Raw genomic sequence first — 22,050 nt, forward strand, 5'->3', positions numbered from 1 at the left:
CGGCCGCCGTTACCCGTCACCCAATCGTCATCAGGCTCGCGTTGCCGCCGGCCGCGGCCGTGTTGACGCTCAGCGCGCGCTCCACCAGCAGCCGCTCCAGCGGGATGGCGGTGTCGCCGGGCTGCAGCGCCGTGACGGACACGATGGCGCCGGCGCGCTGCGCCAGGCCGGCCGACAGCGCCTGCCGCTCGGCCGCGCCGCCGTGCAGCAGCACGGCGTCGAAGTCCGCCTTCAGCAGCGCGGCGTCGGCCTCGTCCACCACCTCCACGCTGGCGCGCACGGCCTCGGGCAGCGACAGGTGCAGCGCACGCGCCGAGGCCGGCCAGACGGCGCGTGCGCCCACGGCCAGCACGGCGGCCAGTTGCGCCAGGCGGTCCTCGTCGCTGCCCGCCACGCTCAGCACGCCCTCGCGCGGCGCCAGCGTGTAGACGTTGCGCTCGCCCGTGGGACCGGCCAGCACGCAGGCGGCGCCGGCGCGGGTCTGCCCGGCGAACTGCTCGCACAGCTCGGAGAGCGTGGTGCGGTTGTGCGCCGCGGCCCAATCGCCCAGCGCCTCCAGCGCCGGGCGCGCCGGGGCCGTGGTCTCCACGCGGCCCAGGGCATCGAACGCCACCGCCGGCGCATGCGCCGGCCGCGCGGCCAGCAGCCGCAGCAGGTACAGCGGGCCGCCGGCCTTGGGGCCCGTGCCCGACAGGCCCTCGCCGCCGAAGGGCTGCACGCCCACCACGGCGCCGACCATGTTGCGGTTCACGTAGACGTTGCCCGCGTGCGAGCGCTCCACCACGCGGGCGATGGTCTCGTCGATGCGCGTGTGCAGGCCCATGGTCAGCGCGTAGCCCGTGCCGTTGATCTGCGTGAGCAGCGCGTCCAGCTCGGCGCGGCGGTAGCGCAGCACGTGCAGCACGGGGCCGAAGACCTCGCGCTGGAGCTCGTCCAGGCTCTCCAGCTCGATCAGCGTCGGGGCGATGAAGCTGCCGTTGGCCGGCACGGGGCGCAGCGCCTGGTGCACGAAACGGCCGCGGCCGCGCAGCGCGTCGATGTGGCGCTGGATGCCGGCCTGCGCCTCGGCGTCGATCACCGGGCCCACGTCCACGGCCAGCTCGTCGGGGCTGCCCAGGCGCAGCTCGGCCATGGCGCCCTTGAGCATCTCCACGATGCGGTCGGCCGCCTCTTCCTGCACGCACAGCACGCGCAGCGCCGAGCAGCGCTGGCCGGCGCTGTCGAAAGCGGAGGCCACGGCGTCGTTGACCACCTGCTCGGCCAGCGCCGAGGAGTCCACCACCATGGCGTTCTGGCCGCCTGTCTCGGCGATCAGCGTCACGGGGTTGCCGCGCGCATCCAGCCGCTGCGCCAGCGTGCGCTGCAGGATGCGGGCGACCTCGGTGGAGCCCGTGAACATCACGCCCTGCACGCGGGCGTCGCCCACCAGGCGCGCGCCCACCGACTCGCCCTGGCCGGGCAGCAACTGCAGCGCCGCGCGCGGCACGCCGGCGGCCAGCAGCACGCGCACGGCCTCGGCGGCGATCAGCGGCGTCTGCTCGGCCGGTTTACAGAGCACCGGGTTGCCGGCGGCCAGGGCCGCGGCCACCTGGCCGATGAAGATGGCCAGCGGGAAGTTCCAGGGGCTGATGCAGACGACGGGGCCCAGCGGCACATGCTTGCCGTTGTCCAGCTCGCGGCGGGCCTGCGCGCCGTAGAAGCGCAGGAAGTCCACGGCCTCGCGCACCTCGGCGATGGCGTTGGCGCAGGTCTTGCCTGCCTCGCGCACCAGCAGGCCCATGAGGCGGGGCATGTCGGCTTCGAGCCGGTTGGCGGCGCGCTCCAGCATGGCGGCGCGCTCGGCCGACGCGGTGGCGGCCCAGGCCGGGGCGAAGGCGGCGGCCTCGCGCAGGGCGGTTTCGACGTCCTCGGCGGACGCCTCCTGCACCTGGCCGACCAGGTCGTCATGCCGCGCGGGGTTGACCACGGGCTGCGCGGGCAGCGGCGAGGGCGAGCCCGCCAGCAGCGGCGAGGCGTTCCAGCTCTCGGTGGCGCTGGCGCGCAGGGCCTCGGTGAGCGCGGCGAGCTGGTCCTCGTTGGCCAGGTCCAGGCCGCGCGAGTTGGCGCGCGCGTCGCCGTAGAGCTGCGAGGGCAGCGGGATGGACGGATGCGGCAGGCCGGCCGAGCCCTCCTTGCGCGCCATGTCGCGCACGGTGCGCACGGGGTCGCGCACCAGCGTGGCCAGGTCCACGGCCGGGTCGGCGATGCGGTTGACGAAGGAGGTGTTGGCGCCGTTTTCCAGCAGCCGGCGCACGAGGTAGGCCAGCAGCGTCTCGTGCGTGCCCACGGGGGCGTAGACGCGGCAGGGGCGGCCCAGGCCGCCGTCCTTGGGCTGGCCCACGACCTGCTCGTACAGCGGCTCGCCCATGCCGTGCAGGCACTGGAACTCGTACTGGCCGGGCTGCCAGCGCGCGGGGCCGGCGATCTCGTGGATGGCCGCCAGCGTGTGCGCGTTGTGCGTGGCGAACTGCGGGTAGATGGCGTCCGGCGCCTCCAGCAGCTTGCGCGCGCAGGCGATGTAGGCGACGTCGGTGTAGACCTTGCGGGTGTAGACGGGGAAGCCGTCGGCGCCGTCGATCTGCGCGCGCTTGATCTCGCTGTCCCAGTAGGCGCCCTTGACCAGGCGCACCATCAGGCGGTGCTGGCTGCGGCGGGCCAGGTCGATGATGAAGTCGATGACGAAGGGGCAGCGCTTCTGGTAGGCCTGCACCACGAAGCCGATGCCGTTCCAGCCCGCGAGCTCCGGCTCGAAGCACAGCTTTTCCAGCAGGTCCAGCGACAGCTCCAGGCGGTCGGCCTCCTCGGCGTCGATGTTCAGGCCGATGTCGTAGCGCCGCGCCAGCAGCGCCAGCGAGCGCAGCACGGGGTAGAGCTCCTCCATCACGCGCGCCTGCTGGGCACGCGCGTAGCGCGGGTGCAACGCCGACAGTTTGATGGAGATGCCAGGGCCATTGACGATGCCGCGGCCGGCGCTGGCCTTGCCGATGGCGTGGATAGCGGCCTCGTAGGAGGCGAGGTAGCGCTGCGCGTCCTCGCCGGTGAGGGCGGCCTCGCCCAGCATGTCATAGGAGAAGTTGAAGCCCTGGGCCTCGCGCTTGCGGGCGTGGGCCAGGGCGTCTTCTATCGTTTCGCCGCAGACGAACTGCTCGCCCATGAGGCGCAGGGCGCGGTCCACGCCGGCGCGGATCAGCGGCTCGCCGCCCTTGCCGATCAGCCGCGCCAGCGCCGAGGACAGGCCGCGCTCGCTGTGGGTGGCCACCAGGCGGCCCGTGATCATCAGGCCCCAGGCGGCGGCGTTGACGAACATGGACGGGCTGCGGCCCAGGTGGGCCTGCCACTGGCCGCGCGCGACCTTGTCGCGGATGAGCGCGTCGCGCGTGGCGCTGTCGGGGATGCGCAGCAGCGCCTCGGCCAGGCACATCAGCGCCACGCCTTCCTGCGAGGAGAGCGAGAACTCCTGCAGCAGCCCCTGCACCAGCCCCGCGCGGCCGGCGTCGGCCTTGCGCTCGCGCAGCGTGCGCGCCAGGCGCTGCGCCAGGGCCTCCGCTGCACCCGCTTGCGCCTGGGGCAGGCTGGCCTGCTCCAGCAGCGGCGGCAAGGCCTGCGGCTCAGGCAGCCGCCAGGCGGCGGTGATGGCCGCGCGCAGCGGCGGCTGCGGCAGCAGCGGGGTGAAGGCGGAAAAAGGCGGCACGGGCATGGCGACGCTCGCAGTATTTGGTGAATCCTGCGATCATGTTCCTAATGCTTCCGAATAACTGATCGTTATTTCTTATTTTCAACGAATATTTCTCTAGACAACCATGCCCAATGACCTGGACGGCCTGGACCGCATCGACCTCAAGATCCTGGACGTGCTGCAGCGCGACGGGCGCATCTCCAACCTGAAGCTGGCCGAGACGGTGGCGCTGTCGCCGACCTCGGTGCTGGCGCGGGTGCAGCGGCTCACGCGCGACGGCTACATCCTGGGCTACGAGGCGCGGCTGAACCCGGAGAAGCTGGGTGCGGGCATGACGGTGTTCGTGGAGGTGCTGCTGGACCGCACCACGCCCAACGTGTTCGAGCAGTTCCGCGCCGCGGTGCAGGCGCATCCGCAGGTGCAGGAGTGCCACATGGTGGCCGGCGGGTTCGACTATCTGCTCAAGACGCGCATGGCCGACATGCACGCCTACCGCGCCTTCGCCGGCGACGTGCTGTGGCAACTGCCCGGCGTGCGCGAGACGCGCACCTACGCGGTGATGGAAGAGGTCAAGAGCTCGACGCGGCTGCACCTGGGGTGAAAGCCGCCACGGCCGCCATCGCTGTCACGGCAGTACCACCGCCATGTAGGGCACGCGCCCCACGGGCACGCTCTTGAGCGCCTTGGCGGTGGCCGTGTCGATGATGGTCACGTCGTCGCTCAAGCCGTTGCTCACCACCAGGCGGCTCTCGTCCGGGCTCAGCGCCACGTGCCAGGCGCGCTTGCCCACCAGCACGGTCTTGGTGAGCTGGCGGCTGGCCACGTCGATGATGCCCACGTGGTTGGCGCGGCCCATGGAGACGTAGAGCGTCTTGCCGTCGCGCGTCATGGCCAGGCCCACGGGCGTGATGTCCTCGGCGCGCGCTCCCTTGAGCTCGAGCTTGACGGTGTGCGTCACGGCCAGGTCCTTGACCGAGATGACGCTCACGCTCGCGCCGAGCTCGTTGCTCACCCACAGCTGCGCGCCGTCGGGCGAGAACACCATGCGCCGCGGGCGCTTGCCCGCGGCGATGTTCTTCACCAGCTTGCCGGTGGCCGTGTCCACCACGTGGACCATGTTGGCCACCTCGGAGGTGACGAACACCAGCTTCCCGTCAGGCGAGGTCTTCACGCCCTCGGGTTCCTTGCCGACCGCAACGGAGGCCAGCGCCTTGCCGGTGGCGGCATCGATGGTGACCAGGGCACCTTCATCCTCGGCCGACACGTACAGCGCCCGGCCGTCCTTGGAAAAATCGAAGGCCTCGGGCTCGTCGCCCAGCGAGATGCGGCCGACCGACTTGCGCGTGGCGACGTCGATGATGTCGGCCTGGCCAGACTCGGTGCACGCCACGAACAGCCGCTTGCCGTCGGGCGCGAGCTGCATGTGGCGCGCGCGCTTGCAAGTGTTGATGACGCCCGCCACGGCCTGCGTCTTGAGGTCCACCAGCGTGATGGCGTGGTCCTTCTCGCTGGATACCCAGGCGGTCTGGGCCAGCGCCCCAGTGGTGCCCATCAAGGCCAGTGCGGCGCCCAGGAACAGCTTGGGCTGGAACATGTCCGGTCTCCTTGTCATGCGCGCAACGCTATCCGCAGCCCAGGACCCCTCCTCCAGGAAAAATTCCCGAAAGCGCATCGCGCCCTGGGCAACACAATGCGCGGCCGCAACGCGCGGCGCCCACCGCCCCGGCACCTGGTGCGCTGGTGGTACTGCCGCCATGGCCCACACCCCTGCGCGGCCGAGCCCGCGCACTGCCGCCTGCAGCCTGCCGCCGCGCTTGCCGGCGCTCCCACCGTCAACCTGCGCCCAAGCACGCCATGGATCTGCGCCGCACCCTCGTCTTCCGCCTGGCCTTGTCCTTTGCCGGGCTCATCGTGGTCTTCGGCGCCATCTGGGTGCACGAGCTGCGCGAGGACACGCTGGCCGAGCAGGTCGCCGCCTCGCGGCTGGTGGAGCTCATGCAGGCCGGCGAGGGCCTCGATGCGCAGGACCGCGTCGTGCAACTGCTGGCCCAGGGCGGCTTGCGCCACGTCACGGTCACGCTGCTGCAAGCCGGCGAGGCCGCCCCGCCCGCGCCAGGGGCGGCCTGGCCTAGCCTGCTGGGACTGGCTGCCAGCCCGGTCACGGACCACCGCATCGCGCTGGGCGACCGGGTGCTGCTCATCCGGCCGGACCCCAGCAGCGAGTTGCAGGAGAAGCTGGGCCCGTCCATACAACTGCTGGCCATGCTGCTGGTCTTTTGCGCTGCCTGCCTGGGCATGACCTGGCTGGCCGTACACCGTGCGCTGTCGCCCGTCAAGGAGCTTGAGGCCGGGCTGCTGCGCCTGGAACGGGGCGAGCCTACGGCCGGCCTGCCCCGCTTCCAGCTCAGGGAGTTCGCGGCCATCGCGGCCGTGATGGACCGCGTCGCCATCAACCTCAACCGCGCCCACGAAGGCCAGCGCCGCCTGACACAGCAACTGATGGAGGTGCAGGACAAGGAGCGCCGCGACCTGGCCGCCGAGCTGCACGACGAGTTCGGACAGTCCCTCACCGCCATCAGCGCCTCGGCCGCCTACATCGAGCACCACGCCCGCAGCGCCGATCCCGCGGTGGTGGTCGAATGCGCCCGCGAGATCGGCAACGAGTCGCGCCGCATCTCCGATCACGTGCGGCAGATGCTCTCCAGCCTGCGCCCCTACGGCATCGAGGACAGCGGCATGCGCGAAACCCTCTCCGAGCTGGTCGCGGCCTGGCGCACGCGGCTGCCGGACCGGCGCATCGAGTCGCGCATCGACACCTTGCCACCGCTGCCCGCGGCCGCCGGGCTGGCCCTCTACCGCAGCCTCCAGGAAGCCCTGACCAACTGGGTGCGCCACAGCGGGGCCGACACGGTGAACGTCGAATGCCTGGACCAGGGCTCAGTCATTCGGCTCAGGGTGGCCGACAACGGACGCGGCACGGCGCGGCAGTTGCTCGACCAGGCCGGCGGCGGACTGCTGGGTTTGCGCGAACGCCTGACGATGCTGGGCGGCAGTTTCGCCATTGAAGACGTACCGAATGGAGGTATTGTCCTCACCGCTTATGTGCCCGTGGTCGAAAAGGAAATGCAATGAAGATTCGCGTGATGCTCGTGGATGACCATGCGGTGGTGCGCACGGGTTACAGGCGACTGGTGGATGCGGAGCCGGATATGCAAATGGTGGCCGCCGTGGCCACTGCCGAAGAAGCCTGTGCCGCCTTGCGGGATACCGAGGTGGACGTGGCGGTCATGGATTTGTCGCTGCGCGAAGGTAGTGGTCTGGAGGCCATACGCCGGCTGCTGGAGCGAAAACCCGATTTGCGGGTTCTGGTTTTCAGCATGCACCAGTCGGCTGGTTATGCGACGCAGGCGATGCGCAACGGCGCCATCGGCTACATCACCAAGAATTCAGAGCCCTTGGAAATGATCGATGCCATTCGCAGGACATTCCAGGGCCAGCGGGTATTTTCGCCCGAGATCGCGCACGCCTTGGCCTGCCAGGCCGTTCAAGGGCCCGGCGCGCTCGAATGCCTGACTCCACGTGAATTCGAGATTCTGCGGCTGGTGACCGGCGGTGTTTCCTCGGCCGGCGTGGGCGACCAATTGCACCTGAGCCCCAAGACCGTGCAGAACCACCTCTCCAATATCCGCCGCAAGCTCGACGTCAACAGCGAGCTGGAGTTGCTGCTGTTCGCGGCCCGGCGTGGCCTGGTGGACCTGCCCGCGGAACACGGGCGTGAGGGATCTGCCTGAGCGCGCACGCGGGCACCAGGGAATGGTTCTTGGCATGGCCGGGAGTTTTTCCCGGGCAGCGAATTCACCGCCGGCGCACCACCCAACGCTTACACTGCAATGACAGGCACGGCTCGTTTTGTGCCAAAACTCCACTCAGATTCCATCCCGGGACAGCCGGGAATTATTCCCGGCTTTGCCAGGAATAATTAACTGCGACCAGATTCGGGCGACCCCATAACATCGTGCCCAGCGGGGAAGAAATTCCGCTGTGTACGGCGTCTTGCCCCAAATGGCGCGCCGGTTCGAATTGGAACGAGAATGTGAGGAGCACAAATGGACAAAAATCAACTCGTCCGCGGCGCCATGGCGATGGCCGTTTCGACCCTATTTTCCATCGGCACGGTCCACGCAAGCAAACCCGTAACCTGGGAAGATCTGCAAAACGACGACAAAACCACCGGGGATGTGCTTTCCTACGGCCTGGGCATGAAGGCCCAGCGTTACAGCCCGCTCAATCAAATCAATGCCAAAACGGTGTCCGGGTTGCTGCCAGCCTGGAGTTTTTCGTTCGGCGGCGAGAAACAGCGTGGCCAGGAAGGCCAGGCGCTGGTGCACGACGGGGTGATTTACATCACCGCGTCTTATTCCAGAATCTTTGCCATCGATGCCAGGACAGGCAAGCGGCTTTGGGAGTATGAGCACCGCTTGCCCGACGATATTCGTCCGTGCTGCGACGTGGTCAACCGCGGCCCGGCCATTTACGGAGACAAGGTGTTCTTCGGCACGCTGGACGCCAGCATCGTGGCCCTCAACAAGGACACCGGCAAGGTGGTCTGGAAAGAGAAGTTCGGCAACCACAAGGTGGGCTACACCATGACCGGAGCGCCGTTCGTCATCAAGGACCAGAAGACCGGCCGCGTGCTGCTGGTGCACGGTTCCTCTGGCGACGAATTCGGCGTGGTGGGCTACCTGTTCGCACGCGACCCCGACACCGGCGAGGAGGTGTGGGCCCGTCCCCTCGTGGAAGGCCACATGGGCCGCCTCAACGGCAAGGAAAGCACGCCCACCGGCGACGCGAAGGCACCGTCATGGCCGCGCGACAAGGACGGCAAGCTGGTGGAGGCCTGGAACCACGGCGGCGGCGCGCCCTGGCAGACGGCCAGCTTCGACGTCGAGAACAACACCATCGTCATCGGCGCGGGCAACCCGGCGCCCTGGAACACCTGGCACCGCACCAAGGAAGGCGACGACCCGCGCAACTGGGACAGCCTCTTCACGTCGGGCCAGGCCTACGTGGACGCCAGCACCGGCGAGCTCAAGGGCTTCTTCCAGCACACGCCCAACGACGCCTGGGACTTCTCGGGCAACAACTCGGTGGTGCTGTTCGAGTACAAGGACCCGGCCACCGGCAAGCAGGTGAAGGCCTCGGCGCACGCCGACCGCAACGGCTTCTTCTTCGTCACGGATCGCCAGAAGCTCGCCACGGGCGCGGGCTACCCGAACAAGCCGACCTCGCTGATCGGCGCCTGGCCCTTCGTGGACGGGATCACCTGGGCCAAGGGCTTCGACAAGGCCACGGGCAAGCCCATCGAGGTCAGCGGCCAGCGGCCGCCGCTGCCCAAGGACGGCGCCGACAAGGGCGAGTCCATCTTCGTGTCGCCGCCCTTCCTGGGCGGCACGAACTGGCACCCCATGTCCTACAGCCCCGACACGGGCCTGTTCTACATCCCCGCCAACCATTGGGCGATGGACTACTGGACCGAGAAGCTGACCTACAAGGCCGGCTCCGCCTACCTGGGCCAGGGCTTCCGCATCAAGCGGCTGTTCGACGACCACGTGGGCACGCTGCGCGCCATCAATCCCGTCACGGGCAAGCTCGCCTGGGAGCACAAGGAGAAGTTCCCGCTGTGGGCCGGCACGCTGACCACCGCGGGCGGCTTGGTGTTCACCGGCACGGCGGACGGCTTCGTCAAGGCCTTCGATGCCAAGGACGGCAAGGAACTGTGGAAGTTCCAGACCGGCTCCGGCGTCGTCTCGGTGCCCGTCACCTGGGAGATGGACGGCGAGCAGTACGTCGGCATCCAGTCCGGCTATGGCGGCGCGGTGCCGCTGTGGGGTGGCGACATGGCCGAGCTGACCAAGCAGGTCACGCAGGGCGGCTCCATGTGGGTGTTCAAGCTGCCCGGCAAGGTCGCGTCCCGGTAATTCCCGCGCATCGACCCGCGATGCCGTCGCCGGCCGGCCACGCCAGTGGCCGGCTTCCGCTGCCTGAACCCTTGAACATCGCCATGCCTTCACCGATGAATGCCCTGACGCGTCTGCTGGGTGGCGTGCTGCTGTCCTTGCTGGGCGCCGCAGCAAGCGCACAGGACAGCGCCGCGGGCGACGCCCGCGAGCCCATGGCCGTCAACGGCTGCCACATCTGGCCGCATGCCCGCTGCCGCGGCGCGGACCTGCGCCATGCCAACCTCGCCGGCCAGGACCTGGCCGGCGCCGACCTCACGGGGGCCGACCTGTCCCGGGCCGACCTGCGCGGCGCCAACCTGGCCGGTGCCGTGCTCGACGGCGCCAACCTCACCGGGGCACGGCTCAACAAGGTCAATGCCCCGGCCGCGACCTTCCGGGGCGCGAGGTTGATCGCCGCCGACCTGGAATTCGCCCGCGTCATGCGCGCCGATTTCAGCGACGCGGACCTCACCGCCGCCAACCTCGAAGCCGCACGCGCCAACTTCGCCTGGTTCCCGCGGGCCCGGCTGGTCAGCGCCAACCTGCAGGAGGCCAAGTTCGTGTCGGTGAATTTCGAAAACGCCTTCATCGAAGGCAGCGTCCTGCGCTTTGCCATCTTCCCCGACGGCTACTTCAAGGGCTGCACCGGCTGTCCGAAGGACTGGTACGCCAATCAATCCGAGTAGTCCCGTGCCGGCCTTGGCGTCCGCATCGCCCATTCATATCGCCGCCACGGCCCGGGCCGGCCCGTTCCGGGCGGCATCAGGAGAACACCTTGAGCAATTGCTTCGTCACCGCCGGGTGGCGCGGGAAAGCCAGCGTCCTCGCCGCCGCCATGGCGATGTTCACGGGCACCGCCGCCGCGCAGGCGGACGCGCCTTACAACGTGGAGGACGTGCCCGCACTGGGCAGCCCATGGTCGCCCAGCAATCCCTACCGGGGCAAAGCCGACGTGGCCCGCTCCGGCGGTGTGGCGTTCAACCACAACTGCGCCCGCTGCCATGGCGTCGATGCCGTGGCCAGCGGCATGGGCGGGATGCCTGCGCCGGACCTTCGCCGGCTCGGCCGGTTCTGCCGGCGCATCAAGGACACCACGCTGCAGAGTGCCTGCATGGACGACGACGACGCCTACTTCCGCACCACGGTGCTCGAAGGCAAGCTGGTGGTGGGCGTGCGCCACATGCCGGCATGGAAAGACCAGTTGAGTCAGGAAACCATCTGGGCCATCAAGACCTATGTCGACTCCCGCGGCGACGTGAAGCGGTGAGCGCGCCGCGCCCGCGTCCCCGTGTTGCCCCCGCGGCGGTGCCGTTCACCGTGGCGACCCCGACCGGCACACGCCCTGCGCAAAGCGCCTCACCTCGCAGCCAGCACCCCCAGGGACGTGCCGCCGCCCGCCGCCAGCGCCGGGGCCGGGTAACGCGCCAGCACGGCTTCCACGTCGTCCAGCGCCACCGGCTTGGTCAGGTGGGCGTCGAAGCCGGCCTCGGCGCTGCGGCGCTTGTCGCCCTCGCTGCCCCAGCCGGTGAGGGCCACCAGCAGCGTGCCGGCCAGCGCCGGATCGGCGCGCAGGCGGCGCGCCACCTCGTAGCCGTTCAAGCCCGGCAGGCCGATGTCCAGCAGCACGATGTCCGGCCGCCACGCGGGCGCGGCCTGCAGCGCCGCGGCGCCGTCGTGCACCGCGCGCGCCTCGTGGCCCATGAGCTCCAACATCATCGCCAGGCTGTCGGCCGCGTCCACGTTGTCGTCCACCACCAGCACGCGCCGCCCAAGGGACTGGAGCCCGTCGGCCGCCTCGCCGGGCTGCCGCGCCTTCACCAGCGCCTCAGCCGCCGCCTTCAGGTTCGATTCCAAAGTTGATTCCAAGCTCGATCCCACCGTCGCTGCTCCCCGCGACGCCAGCGGCAGCCGCAAAGTAAAAGTGCTGCCCAGGCCCAGCCCTGGGCTTTCGGCGCTGATGCACCCGCCGTACATCTCCAACCCAACAGCCTGCGGCCACGCCTGCTCCCGCGTCGCGCTGACGCTGCTCGCCATAGGCACTACTCCAAGTCACGGCCCGCCGGCCTCAACAGCGCTGAGCTTGCGCATCGAACGCACCCTGTTCACGCCGGCTGCCGCAATATTTTCGGCGCACGCACCGCGCACGGCCCTGCAGGCGAGGCGGGCCGAAGCGGGCGGCTAGCATCGCCGCCCATGTCCGAATCCGCATCCCGCCGCCCGCCGGCCCCACGCCGGCGCGAGCCCGCCGGCTCAGCGCATCCACCGCCCGGCTCCCACCCTGCCGACGCGGCGCCTGCCCAAGAGGCAAGCGGCGCGCCTGAGCTGGCCAGCCTGAAATACCTGGCCGGCTATCCCGAGCCGCTGCTGGCGCAGGTGAGCACGCTCATCAGCCAGAACAAGCTGGGTGCGCTGATCGCGCGCCGCTACCCCGAGGGCCACACCGTGCGCACCGACCGCGCGCTGTGGGACTACGTGCAGGCGCTCAAGACAAATCACCTGCGCAGCAGCGAGCCGCTGGCCAAGGTGCAATACGACCCGCAGATACGGCTGCTGCAGCACGCGCTGGGCACGCACCGCCTGGTGTCGCGCGTGCAGGGTGGGCGCTTGAAGGCCAAGCGCGAGATACGCATCGCCAGCCTGTTCCGCGAGGCGCCCGCGGCCTTCCTGCGCATGATTGCCGTGCACGAGCTGGCCCACCTGCGCCACCAGGACCACGACAAGGCCTTCTACCAACTGTGCTGCTACATGGAGCCGGAGTACCACCAGCTCGAATTCGACTTGCGGCTGTACCTGACGCACTTGGAGCTGCAGGGCCGTTTGGCCGGCTGAAACGAAACGGGCGGCCCACGGGAAGGCCGCCCGCATTCAAGTCAAGAACAGGAGCGGCTCAAGGCCGCTTGGTGTTCGAGCTCTTGGGCACCGAGCCCTGGTTGTCGCTGCTGCCCACATGCGCGTCACGCTCGGCCGCGCGGGGGGCGTTGGTGTAGTTGCCGTCCTCGTCGTCAGGAGTGAGGAGCTCCTCCAGCTCTTCGCGCTCCGTGGCGGCCTCGCGGCGCTCGGTAGTGGACTTGCCGGGGCCGGCGGGGCTTTTCGCGTCAGGCATGTCGATCCTTTCTGCTGCTTGCACGCGGACCAGCATGTCCGCCCCCCATCCGCGGCAAGGGCCATGCCCTGCCCCCGGGAAATACCCGCCTGCGTCCCAAGCCAAGGAATTTCCAACACATCACACCCCATGCTGACGTTTCCAAACAAGCTGATACGGACCGAAGATGCCGCCCAATTGCGGCAAACGCACGAAGGCACCGGAGACATTGCATGGGAAGAAACACCGCCGCCGCAGGCCCGCTGCAGGGCCTGCGCATCGTCGAGTTCGCGGGCCTGGGCCCCTGCCCGCTGGCCGGCATGCTGCTGGCGGACATGGGGGCCGACGTCATCGTCATAGAGCGCGCCGCCGCGCCCGCCAGCGGCGTGCTGCCGCGCGTGGCCACCGACCGCAACAAGCGCTCCATCGCGCTGAACCTGAAGCATCCCGACGGGCTGGAGGCCGCGTGGCGGCTGCTGGAGTCGGCCGACGCGCTCATAGAAGGTTTCAGGCCCGGCGTGATGGAGCGCCTGGGCCTGGGGCCGGACGCCGCGGCGTCGCGCAACCCGCGGCTGGTCTATGGCCGCGTCACCGGCTGGGGCCAGAGCGGCCCGCTGGCGCAGGCCGCGGGCCACGACCTCAACTACGTTGCGCTCACCGGCGCGCTGGACCTCTCGCGCCGCGACGGCGCCGCACCCACCGTGCCGCCCAGCCTCGTGGGCGACATGGGCGGCGGCGCCATGTTCCTGGCCTTCGGCCTGGTGTGCGCGCTCATGGAGGCGCAGCGCAGCGGCCGGGGCCAGGTGGTGGACGCCGCCATGGTGGACGGCGTGGCCGCGCTCTCGGCCATGGTGCGCCACATGCGCGGCAGCGCCTGGTGGCCCAGCGAACGCAGCCATGCCGTGCTGCTGGGCAGCGCGCCCTTCTACGACGCCTACGAGTGCGCCGACGGCCGCTTCGTGACCCTGGCCGCGCTGGAGCCGCCCTTCTACGCCGAGCTGCTGCGCCGCCTGGGCATGGACGACGTGGACCCCGCCCACCAGCACGAGCACGCGCGCTGGCCGGCGCTCAAGGAGCGCATCGCCGCGCTGATGCGCACGCAACCACGCGCGCACTGGTGCGCGCTGCTGGAGGGCAGCGACGCCTGCTTCGCCCCCGTGCTGGATTTGCAGGAGGCCGAGACCCACCCCCACAACGCCGCGCGCGGCGTGTACGTGAACATGGCCGGCGAGGTGCAGCCCGCCGCCGCGCCGCGCTTCTCGCGCACCCCCGGACGCGAGCCCGCACCCGCGCCGCGCCCGGGCGAGCACGGCGCCGAGCTGCTGCGCGAGCTGGGCTATGGCGACGACGCCGTGGCCGCCCTGCGCGCTGTCGGCGCCTGTGCCTGAGCCGGCGCACCGCCGCCGCCGCGCCCGCACCGCCTCCACACCGGGACCTTGATGCCCCCGCTCCTGTACGCCTGGGCCGCCGACGCCGTGGTGCTGCTGCACCTGCTGTTCATGGTGTTCGTGGCGGCCGGCGCCGCGCTGCTGCCGCGCTGGCCGCGGCTGCTGTGGCTGCACCTGCCGGCGCTGCTGTGGGGCTTCTACGTGGAAGCCGGCGACCGCCCCTGCCCGCTCACGCCGCTGGAAAACCGCCTGCGCGCCCTGGCCGGCACGCGCGGCTACGAGGGCAGCTTCATCGAGCACTACCTGCTGCCGCTGCTCTACCCTGAGGGCCTCACGCGCGAGCTGCAATGGGGCATTGCGCTCACCGTGCTGGCCGTCAACGCTGCGCTGTATGCGCGCTGGCTGTCGATGCGGCCCTCGCGCGTGCGCCGGCACCGCCAGCACCCGCCGCCGGGCTGAACCGGCGGCGATGCGCGCGCAACCAGGGCCGCGGCGCGGCGGGCGCGGCGGGCGCGGCGGGCGCGGCGGGCGCGGCTGTATCAGCGCGCGCACTGACACAGTCCCACGCCGCGCGCGGCGGCTTGTGCCTTGGTGCGGCGGCATCGCGCCGATACGGTGGCGGCATAGCCCAACCGGAGATGCCGCCATGACCCGCAGCGAAGCGCTCGCCCCGCCTTCCACCGCCCCCGCAGTACCATCGCGCCGCGCCCGGCGGCCCTGGCGGCGCATGGCGCAAGCCCTGGCCCAATGGCTGCGGCGCACGGGCCTGGCGCCCCGGCTGGACGAGGACGGCCGCTGGCTGGCCGGCGCCGCCAGCCTGGAAGAGCTGGAGCGCCGCCAGCGCCGGCTGGAGCGCCACGGCAGCCCGCTGCCCCCCATCCGGCTGCCCTGAAAAGGAAGCACGACCCCATGTTCACCCTGGACCGCGACTCGCCGCTGCCGCTGGCGCAGCAGATAGAGCGCCAGCTCCTGGCGCTGCTGCGCCAGGGCCGGCTGGCCCCGGGCGCGCGGCTGCCCTCCATACGGCAGCTCGCGGCGCAGTTGGGCGTGAGCCCAAACACCGTGGTGGTGGCCTACGACCGGCTGGTGGCCGAAGGCTGGCTGGAGCCGCGCGGCACGGCCGGCTGTTTCGTGGCGCAGCCCGGCGCGCGGCCGGCCGACGAGGCCACGCTGATCGAAGCCGGCGTGGAGCAGGACGCGGTGTGGATGGCGCAGCAGGCCCACGACCTGCCCGTGGGCCTGCTGCAGGCCAGCAGCGGCGCGCTGCCCGCGAACTGGCTGCAGGAGGCCGTGCCGCGCAGCGTGCTGCAGCGCGCCTTCGACGGCCTCCCCGGCGGCATGGCCGCGCGCTGCCCGGCGCAGGGTGCCGCGGCGCTGCGCGAGCGGCTCTCGACGCTGCTGCGCGGCCAGGGCATCGTGGCCGACGCCGCGCGCATCATGACCACGGCCGGCGCCACGCAGGCCATAGACCTGATCTGCCGCGCCTTCGTCAAGCCGGGCGATGCCGTCATCGTGGAGGACCCCGGCTACCACCTGCTGCAGGCCCGCCTGGCCGACAGCGGCGCGCGCATCGTGGGCGTGCCGCGCGTGGCCGAGGGCGTGGACCTGGAGCGGTTCGAGGCGGCGTTGCGCGCGCACCGGCCGCGGCTGGCCTTCATACAGACGCGGCTGCACAACCCCACGGGCTGGACCGCCTCGCCCGCCAACCTGTACCGGCTGCTGACGCTGGCCGAGCAGCACGGCCTGCTGATCGCCGAGGACGACGTGTACGGCCACCTCCTGCCCGGCCCCGGCACCACGCTGGCGCAGCTGGCGGGGCTGTCGCGCGTCATCTACTACTCCAGCTTCTGCAAGGTGCTGAGCCCCGCGCTGCGCGTGGGCTACCTGGCGGCCGAGCCCGCGGTGCTGCAGCCGCTGCTGCGGCAGAAGATCTTTGCCTGCCTGAGCGGGGCGACGCTCAACGAGGCGGTGATGGCCGAGCTGCTGGCCGGCGGCCGGGTGCGCAAGCACATGGAGCGGCTGCAACAGCGCCTGGCCGGGGCGCGGCACGCGTCGCTGGCCGTGCTGCAGGACGTTGGCCTGGCCTTCGACCAGCCGGCGCAGGGCGGGCTCTTCCTGTGGGGCCGGCTGCCCGCGGGCGTGGCGCTGGAGCCGCTGGTGAAGGACGCCTGGCAGCAAGCCATCCTGCTGGCCGGCGGCCCGACCTTCAGCACCCTGGCCGAGCACGCCAACTGCGTGCGCTTCAACGTGGTCCACGCGCAGAACGTGCGCTTGAGCCGCTATTTGCGGGAGCATTTCGACGCGGTGGAGGTGGGGCGCCGGGCGGTGGAGAGGGCGGCGCGGGGGTGAGGGGGCGGGCGGATGACGCCATTGCATTTGCCCATGAAGCTTCGACGCCATGGCGGCGGCCTGCGCCGCCATTGGTGAACGTCAATAGCAGAAAAGTCCTGTAGGGCACGGACCACAAGGTTTCCAAGCGGATTGAGCTGGCTCATGCCATGAGCCATTGAGGCGCGAAGAATTGCGCACACCAACACCGTGAGGGTCCAGATGGACGAAGCCGTGCAGCAACCTCCCCAGCGCCTGTCCAGCCTGACGGCGTGGCCAGTGTTTCCCGCTGGGACGCCAGCCTACTTCCGGTACTGGGGCAAAGCGCGCAAGGAAGAGGAAAGCGGCCCGCCTTGCCATCTGCTGCCCTATCACTGCCTGGATGTCGCCGCAGTGGCCGTCGAGTACCTGCGCCGACACCAAACGCTGCGCGAGCATTTCAAAGCGCTGCTGAAAATTGAGTCCGACGAACACCTCTACGGCTGGATCGCCTTCTGGATGGCGCTGCACGACTTGGGCAAGTTTTCGGAGGCGTTCCAGCGCCAGCGTGAAGATTTATTGAGCCGATTCAAAGAACGGGCCCCACAGAGAGACAAGGCATACACCGTTCGCCACGACAGCCTCGGCATGCTGTTTTGGAACAAACGGCTGCTTGCTGAGCTGACTCGCAATGGTTGCTTCGATGACGATTTCGATAGGGAAGATGGTTTGAATGCATGGGCCCGCGCCGTCACGGGCCATCACGGACAGCCTCCACAGGAGATTGATAAGGCGTGGACATTCTTCTTTGACGAGCAAGACGCAGCAGCCATCCTCGACTTTGCTGGCGAAATGCGCCGGTTGTTCCTGCGCGATGGCGTCTCGGGCATTCCGACACTGCAAGGCGGCAACGCCTTCCGCCTGGCGAGCATGGAGCTTTCATGGTGGGTGGCCGGGCTGGCGGTCATGGCCGACTGGATAGGCTCCAACGCCGAGGTATTCACTTACTGCGCCGAGCCTGCGCCCTCGCTCGATGCCTATTGGGAACGTGCACGGCGGCTCGCCGTGCTGGCGCTGGATGACAGCGGCGTGCTGCCCGTCGAAAGCCATGGCGAACTGAGTTTCGACAAGCTGTTCCCCTCCATCGCCACGCCCTCGCCGCTCCAGGACTGGGCCGCGAAGATGCCGCTTTCAGACGGCCCGCAGATTCACATCCTGGAAGACGTGACGGGCGCCGGCAAGACCGAGGCGGCCGTGATGCTGGTGCATCGCCTCATGGCCGCAGGTGCCGCGGACGGCTTCTTCATCGGCCTGCCCACCATGGCCACGGCCAACGCCATGTATGGCCGCATCGCGCACGTGTACGCAACGCTGTTCGACGGCATCGCCAGCCTCACCTTGCCGCACGGCAAGAGCAGCCTGGTGGAGGAGTTCGCGGCGTCGGTGGTCCGCCCCGGCCAAGAAGAACGGGATGACAGGCAGAAGGACGACACCGCCACAGCCCGCTGTACCGCCTGGCTGGCCGACCACCGCAAGCGCGCCCTGCTGGCGCCGGCCGGCGTCGGCACCATAGACCAGGCGCTTTTGGGCGCGCTGCAAAGCCGCCACCAGTCGCTGCGGCTGCTGGGTTTGTTCCGAAAGGTGCTGGTGGTGGATGAAGTGCATGCGTGCGATGCCTACATGCAAGGCGTCCTGGAGATGCTGCTGCGGCTGCATGCGCAGGCTGAGGGCAGCGCGGTGCTGCTCTCCGCCACGCTGCCTCAAGCCATGAAGCAATCGCTGCTCAAAGCCTTTGCTCAAGGCTGCGGGCTCCAGCAGGCACCACCGGTGGAGAAGGACGATTTTCCGCTGGTAACGAGCTGGAATCCGTCGCAACCGGAGCGACTTGACGAAGAGCCAATAACGACCCGGCCAGACGTCAGCCGCACCGTGGAGTTTCGATTTCTCAGCTCGCAGGACGCCGTCATTGAGAAGATCGAACAGGCCTTGGCTGCCGGACGTTGCGTCGCGTGGATACGAAACACCGTCGCTGATGCGATGGAGGCGCACCAACTGTTCGCATCGAAGCTGCCGCCGGAAAAGCTTCTTCTCTTCCACGCCCGCTTCGCGCTGGGCGACCGGCTGGCGATGGAAACCCAAGTGCTCAAGTGCTTCGGGCCTCGCAGCACTCCTGACGACCGCCGTGGCCGGCTGCTGATCTGCACTCAAGTAGCGGAGCAGAGCTTGGACATCGATATGGACGTGCTGGTCACCGACCTTGCGCCCATGGACCGAGTGCTGCAGCGAACCGGACGGCTGCGCCGCCATGTGCGCGATGCCAACGGTCAGCGCCTGACCGAGCCCGAAGCAAAGGATGGGCGTGGCACGCCTTGCGTCCTGGTCTACGGCCCGCAGTGGACGGACCGGCCCGCCTCCACCTGGGTCAAGCAAGCCTTTCCGAAAGCATGGCGCGTGTATCCGCACCACGGCGAGCTGTGGCTGACTGCACGGCTGCTGCAAGACGTAGCCGTGTCCTTTCCTACACAAGCACGTGGCCTCGTGGAAGGCGTATTCGGCAGCGACCAAGACGTTCCGGAAGGCCTGCGAGGCAACGCCAACGCAGCCGAAGGCCAGCGCTATGGCGACATCAGCCTGGCCCGGGAGAACTGCGTGAAGCCGGGTGGCGGCTACGCCCGCTCGGTCACCGACTGGCTGGAAGACGCCAAGACCCCTTCACGCCTGGGCGAAGACACCAAGGAAGTCCTGCTGGCCTGTTGGGAGGGCGACGAACTGCGCCCCTGGTTCCCACATGAGAAGCGCCGCCATGCCTGGGCTTACAGCAGCGTGCGAATGGCGGCGCGACAGATTGCGGAAGTACCTGACCCGGTTTCTCCAAAGCGGCTCGCGGCTTTGAACGCCGCCAAGGAAAGCCTGCCCGGCAAGGGGCGCTGGGTGGTGGTGCTGCCGCTTGAACTGGTCAACGGCCGATGGGTTGGACAGGCGCTGGGAGCGCCACCCAACGAAAAACAGCCTGGCCGGCTGCGGACCTGGCGCTACGACGAACAGATGGGATTGCTGGCGGAGGAAACGCCGGACGGTTCCCCGTCCGGCGCGTAGCCCCACAGGGGTGGGGAACACCATCGCTGTCGCCTCGGAACCGGCCGCGCATGGTTCATCCCTGCCGATGCAGGAACAGAAGCCGCCATCTTGCACGCGTTGCAGGGATCGGCTGTCCGGTTTATTGCCGCCGACTTCTATTTCTTCTTTCATAGCCGGCTGCGCACTTCCGTTTTTGATTCAGATGGTCTACGATGCGCTCGCCTCCACAGACCTCGGAGGGAGGCACCCAGCGACGCCGGCCGAAACCGGCGCAAGGCGGCTTGCCGCCTGACGCACCCCACAGGGAGGACCATGGATTCACTCTCATTGCTTGAGGAGGCCTGGCTGCCCGTGCGCCGTCACGACGGCACGCGCGACTGGATCAGCCCCTTGCAGCTCTCGGACCCCGGTATCGCCGCCTTCGATGCTCCGCGGGCCGACTTCAATGGTGCGCTGGCGCAGTTCGCCATCGGGTTGCTGCAGGTCAGTACAGACGTGGACAGGCCGGCGCGCTGGCAGCAACTCTTCAACTCGCCGCCGGACACAGCAACGCTGCGGCAGTGGTTCGAGCCTCATGCCACGGCCTTTCGGCTGGACGGCGAAGGCGCCCGCTTCCTACAGGACTTCACCTTGCGCGCCGCGGATGGCGAAGCCCTGGGCATAGGCAACCTGCTCATAGAGACGCCGGGCGAGAACACGGTCAAGAACAACGCCGACCACTTCATCAAGCGCGGCCATGTGCGTGCGCTGTGCCCGCACTGCGCGGCGCAGGCGCTGCTGACGCTGCAGCTCAACGCGCCCGCCGGCGGCGTGGGCCACCGCACCGGGCTGCGCGGTGGCGGGCCGCTGACCACGCTGCTGGTCACGCAGTCCACCTCTGCCCACCCCCGCTCGCTCTGGCACAACCTCTGGCTCAACGTGCGCGACCGGCCGGCGTTCCTCGCCACCAACTGCGATGAGGCACGGACCGATGCGCGCTTCAGCTTTCCTTGGCTGGCCGACGTGGCGGCGCTGCAAAAGGCCGATGGCGCCACGGCGCCCGCGCAGGTCCACCCCGCGCACGTCTACTGGAGCATGCCGCGCCGCATACGCCTGGACTTCGACAACGTGATCGCAGGCGAATGCGACCTGTGCGGCCGGCACAGCGAACGCCTTGTCCAGCACTACGTCACGCGCAATTACGGCCTCAACTACAAAGGCGCCTGGAACCATCCGCTGTCGCCCTACTACGAGAGCAAGGAAGGCTGGCTGCCGCTGCACCCGCAGCCCGGCGGCATCGGCTACCGGCACTGGCTGGGCTGGGTGCTGGGCTACAGCACGGACAAGAAGCACCTGCGCCCCGCGACCATGGTCGAGTACGCACTGGCGCGGCTCACGCGAAAGCTGCCCGACCGGCTGCGCCTGTGGGCCTTCGGCTTCGACATGGACAACGCCAAGGCACGCTGCTGGTACGAAGCCACGCTGCCGCTGTACGGGCTGCCTGAACAGGACGAGGGCACCTACAAAGAGCTTGAAGGCGAAATCGGCTATTGGCTTGCCGGCGCGGAGCTGGCGGCCTCGTACATGCGCAACGCCGTCAAAGACGCATGGTTCAGCGCAGATGCGCGCGGCGACTTCAGCCACTTGGACGCCAGCTTCTGGAGCCGCACGGAACCAGCGTTTTATTCGCAACTCCGGCAACGGCTCGATGTGGCCCGCGCCAATGCCGAAGGTGGCCGGGTGGACCGCGCACAGCACTGGCACGGCGTGATCCAGGGCGCCGCGCTGTCGCTGTTCGACACCGTCATCGTGGGCGCAGGACCGGTGGAAAGGCAGAAGCCTGAACGCATCGCTCAGGCCAGACGTCAGCTATGCATGAACCTGGCTGGCCCCAAGCTCAAGGCCGCGCTGGGCCTTCCAACTGACCCCAAACCCGCCCGCAAGAGCGCCAAGAAAACGGCCGAGAAGGCCTGAGGAGGACGCATGGCTATCCAGTTCAAGAAGGACGAAGGTGCGGGCAAGACGATTTACGAGTGGTGGCAGGGTCTGGACAAGCACCGCGAAGATCGGGCCACCCTGCGGCGTGCCGCCACCGTCACGGACGTGGCCATGCTGCCGGCTTACCAGCGCCTGCTTTCCCGCGTGGACGGCTCGCGAGACTGGAGCTACTACCGGCGCGACTGCTTTGCCGCCGCTGTGGCGCTGCTGGCCCACCTCAAGGTGGAGAGCGGCCAAAGCCTGCCTGAGTCCATGAGCGAGAAGCCCTCGGACTCGGACCGCAACCCGGTGAGCGATCTGCGCTTTCGCCGCCTGCTCGAATCGCCCGACATCGACGCGCTCTTCACCGGTCTGCGCCGTGTGCTGCCGCTGATCGATCACAAGACCGACCCGCTGCAACTGGTCATAGACGTTTTCCATTGGGGCGACAACGTCAAGAAGCGCTGGGCCTACGCCTACCGCTGGACCCCGTCCAAAAATTGAGCCCACCTGCTCCTGACACAC

The 22,050-nt window shown here is 69.3% G+C and carries 18 protein-coding genes; 14 read left to right on the plus strand and 4 right to left on the minus strand.

The genetic code is table 11. The annotated features are described in order from the left end of the window. Positions 1-16: 16 nt before the first annotated feature. Positions 17-3,736: a trifunctional transcriptional regulator/proline dehydrogenase/L-glutamate gamma-semialdehyde dehydrogenase gene (gene putA, locus ALA01S_RS12145; protein ID WP_066336610.1), complete on the minus strand. Its 3,720-nt coding sequence runs from the start codon at positions 3,734-3,736 to the stop codon at positions 17-19. A gap of 103 nt (positions 3,737-3,839) precedes the next feature. Here putA and ALA01S_RS12150 point away from each other — a divergent pair, with 103 nt between their 5' ends. Beyond that, entirely contained in the window at positions 3,840-4,316 is a 477-nt protein-coding gene (locus ALA01S_RS12150; protein ID WP_066336613.1) for an Lrp/AsnC ligand binding domain-containing protein, read from the plus strand. Positions 4,317-4,340: 24 nt separating this feature from the next. Here the strand turns inward: ALA01S_RS12150 and ALA01S_RS12155 are convergent, their stop codons facing one another. Beyond that, positions 4,341-5,309, minus strand: coding sequence for a PQQ-dependent catabolism-associated beta-propeller protein (locus tag ALA01S_RS12155; RefSeq protein ID WP_066336616.1), 969 nt, complete (start codon positions 5,307-5,309; stop codon positions 4,341-4,343). Between the two features lie 260 nt (positions 5,310-5,569). Between ALA01S_RS12155 and ALA01S_RS12160 the strand changes: the two genes are divergently transcribed. The 5 genes from ALA01S_RS12160 (at position 5,570) to ALA01S_RS12180 (ending at position 10,981) form a co-directional block, all read left to right on the plus strand. Next, positions 5,570-6,847, plus strand: coding sequence for a sensor histidine kinase (locus tag ALA01S_RS12160; protein ID WP_066336618.1), 1,278 nt, complete (start codon positions 5,570-5,572; stop codon positions 6,845-6,847). Then, positions 6,844-7,506 carry a response regulator gene (locus tag ALA01S_RS12165; RefSeq protein ID WP_218011462.1) on the plus strand — a complete coding sequence of 221 codons (663 nt, stop codon included), beginning with the start codon at positions 6,844-6,846 and terminating at the stop codon, positions 7,504-7,506. The genes ALA01S_RS12160 and ALA01S_RS12165 overlap by 4 nt, the downstream gene beginning before the upstream one ends. A gap of 315 nt (positions 7,507-7,821) precedes the next feature. After that, positions 7,822-9,693, plus strand: a complete 1,872-nt coding sequence (locus tag ALA01S_RS12170; protein ID WP_066336621.1) for a methanol/ethanol family PQQ-dependent dehydrogenase — start codon at positions 7,822-7,824, stop codon at positions 9,691-9,693. A gap of 83 nt (positions 9,694-9,776) precedes the next feature. Continuing rightward, complete coding sequence (locus ALA01S_RS12175; protein ID WP_218011463.1) at positions 9,777-10,400, plus strand: pentapeptide repeat-containing protein; 624 nt, start codon at positions 9,777-9,779, stop codon at positions 10,398-10,400. Positions 10,401-10,489: 89 nt separating this feature from the next. After that, positions 10,490-10,981, plus strand: coding sequence for a c-type cytochrome (locus ALA01S_RS12180; RefSeq protein ID WP_066336625.1), 492 nt, complete (start codon positions 10,490-10,492; stop codon positions 10,979-10,981). Between the two features lie 89 nt (positions 10,982-11,070). Here ALA01S_RS12180 and ALA01S_RS12185 read toward each other — a convergent pair whose 3' ends face one another. Further along, positions 11,071-11,568 (minus strand): response regulator, encoded by a 498-nt coding sequence (locus ALA01S_RS12185; protein ID WP_066336630.1) that lies wholly within the window; start codon positions 11,566-11,568, stop codon positions 11,071-11,073. A 339-nt stretch (positions 11,569-11,907) separates the two neighbouring features. Here ALA01S_RS12185 and ALA01S_RS12190 point away from each other — a divergent pair, with 339 nt between their 5' ends. After that, on the plus strand, positions 11,908-12,543 hold the full coding sequence (locus ALA01S_RS12190) for a YgjP-like metallopeptidase domain-containing protein (protein ID WP_084267480.1): 636 nt from the start codon (positions 11,908-11,910) through the stop codon (positions 12,541-12,543). Between the two features lie 58 nt (positions 12,544-12,601). Here the strand turns inward: ALA01S_RS12190 and ALA01S_RS12195 are convergent, their stop codons facing one another. Continuing rightward, entirely contained in the window at positions 12,602-12,817 is a 216-nt protein-coding gene (locus tag ALA01S_RS12195) for a hypothetical protein (protein ID WP_066336632.1), read from the minus strand. 212 nt (positions 12,818-13,029) lie between these two features. On the opposite strand from ALA01S_RS12195, the gene ALA01S_RS12200 reads away from it, so the two are divergent. From ALA01S_RS12200 to casB, 7 genes are all read left to right on the plus strand, one after another. Further along, a complete protein-coding gene (locus ALA01S_RS12200; RefSeq protein ID WP_174548619.1) occupies positions 13,030-14,184 on the plus strand; it encodes a CaiB/BaiF CoA transferase family protein in 1,155 nt (384 codons plus the stop codon). 51 nt (positions 14,185-14,235) lie between these two features. Further along, positions 14,236-14,643, plus strand: coding sequence for a DUF2784 domain-containing protein (locus ALA01S_RS12205; RefSeq protein ID WP_066336635.1), 408 nt, complete (start codon positions 14,236-14,238; stop codon positions 14,641-14,643). Between the two features lie 268 nt (positions 14,644-14,911). Then, the gene (locus tag ALA01S_RS32940) at positions 14,912-15,076 is read left to right on the plus strand and encodes a hypothetical protein (protein ID WP_157118965.1); all 165 of its coding nucleotides are present in this window, start codon (positions 14,912-14,914) and stop codon (positions 15,074-15,076) included. Positions 15,077-15,093: 17 nt separating this feature from the next. Further along, positions 15,094-16,533 (plus strand): aminotransferase-like domain-containing protein, encoded by a 1,440-nt coding sequence (locus tag ALA01S_RS12210; RefSeq protein ID WP_066336638.1) that lies wholly within the window; start codon positions 15,094-15,096, stop codon positions 16,531-16,533. A gap of 201 nt (positions 16,534-16,734) precedes the next feature. Beyond that, on the plus strand, positions 16,735-19,587 hold the full coding sequence (locus ALA01S_RS12215) for a CRISPR-associated helicase/endonuclease Cas3 (RefSeq protein WP_066336641.1): 2,853 nt from the start codon (positions 16,735-16,737) through the stop codon (positions 19,585-19,587). A 294-nt stretch (positions 19,588-19,881) separates the two neighbouring features. After that, positions 19,882-21,522: a type I-E CRISPR-associated protein Cse1/CasA gene (casA, locus tag ALA01S_RS12220; protein WP_084267481.1), complete on the plus strand. Its 1,641-nt coding sequence runs from the start codon at positions 19,882-19,884 to the stop codon at positions 21,520-21,522. 9 nt (positions 21,523-21,531) lie between these two features. Then, a complete protein-coding gene (gene casB, locus ALA01S_RS12225) occupies positions 21,532-22,029 on the plus strand; it encodes a type I-E CRISPR-associated protein Cse2/CasB (RefSeq protein WP_066336646.1) in 498 nt (165 codons plus the stop codon). The last annotated feature ends 21 nt before the right edge of the window (positions 22,030-22,050 follow it).

It is taken from the genome of Azohydromonas lata NBRC 102462, from assembly GCF_001571085.1.
GTDB classification, from domain to species: Bacteria; Pseudomonadota; Gammaproteobacteria; order Burkholderiales; family Burkholderiaceae_C; genus Azohydromonas; species Azohydromonas lata.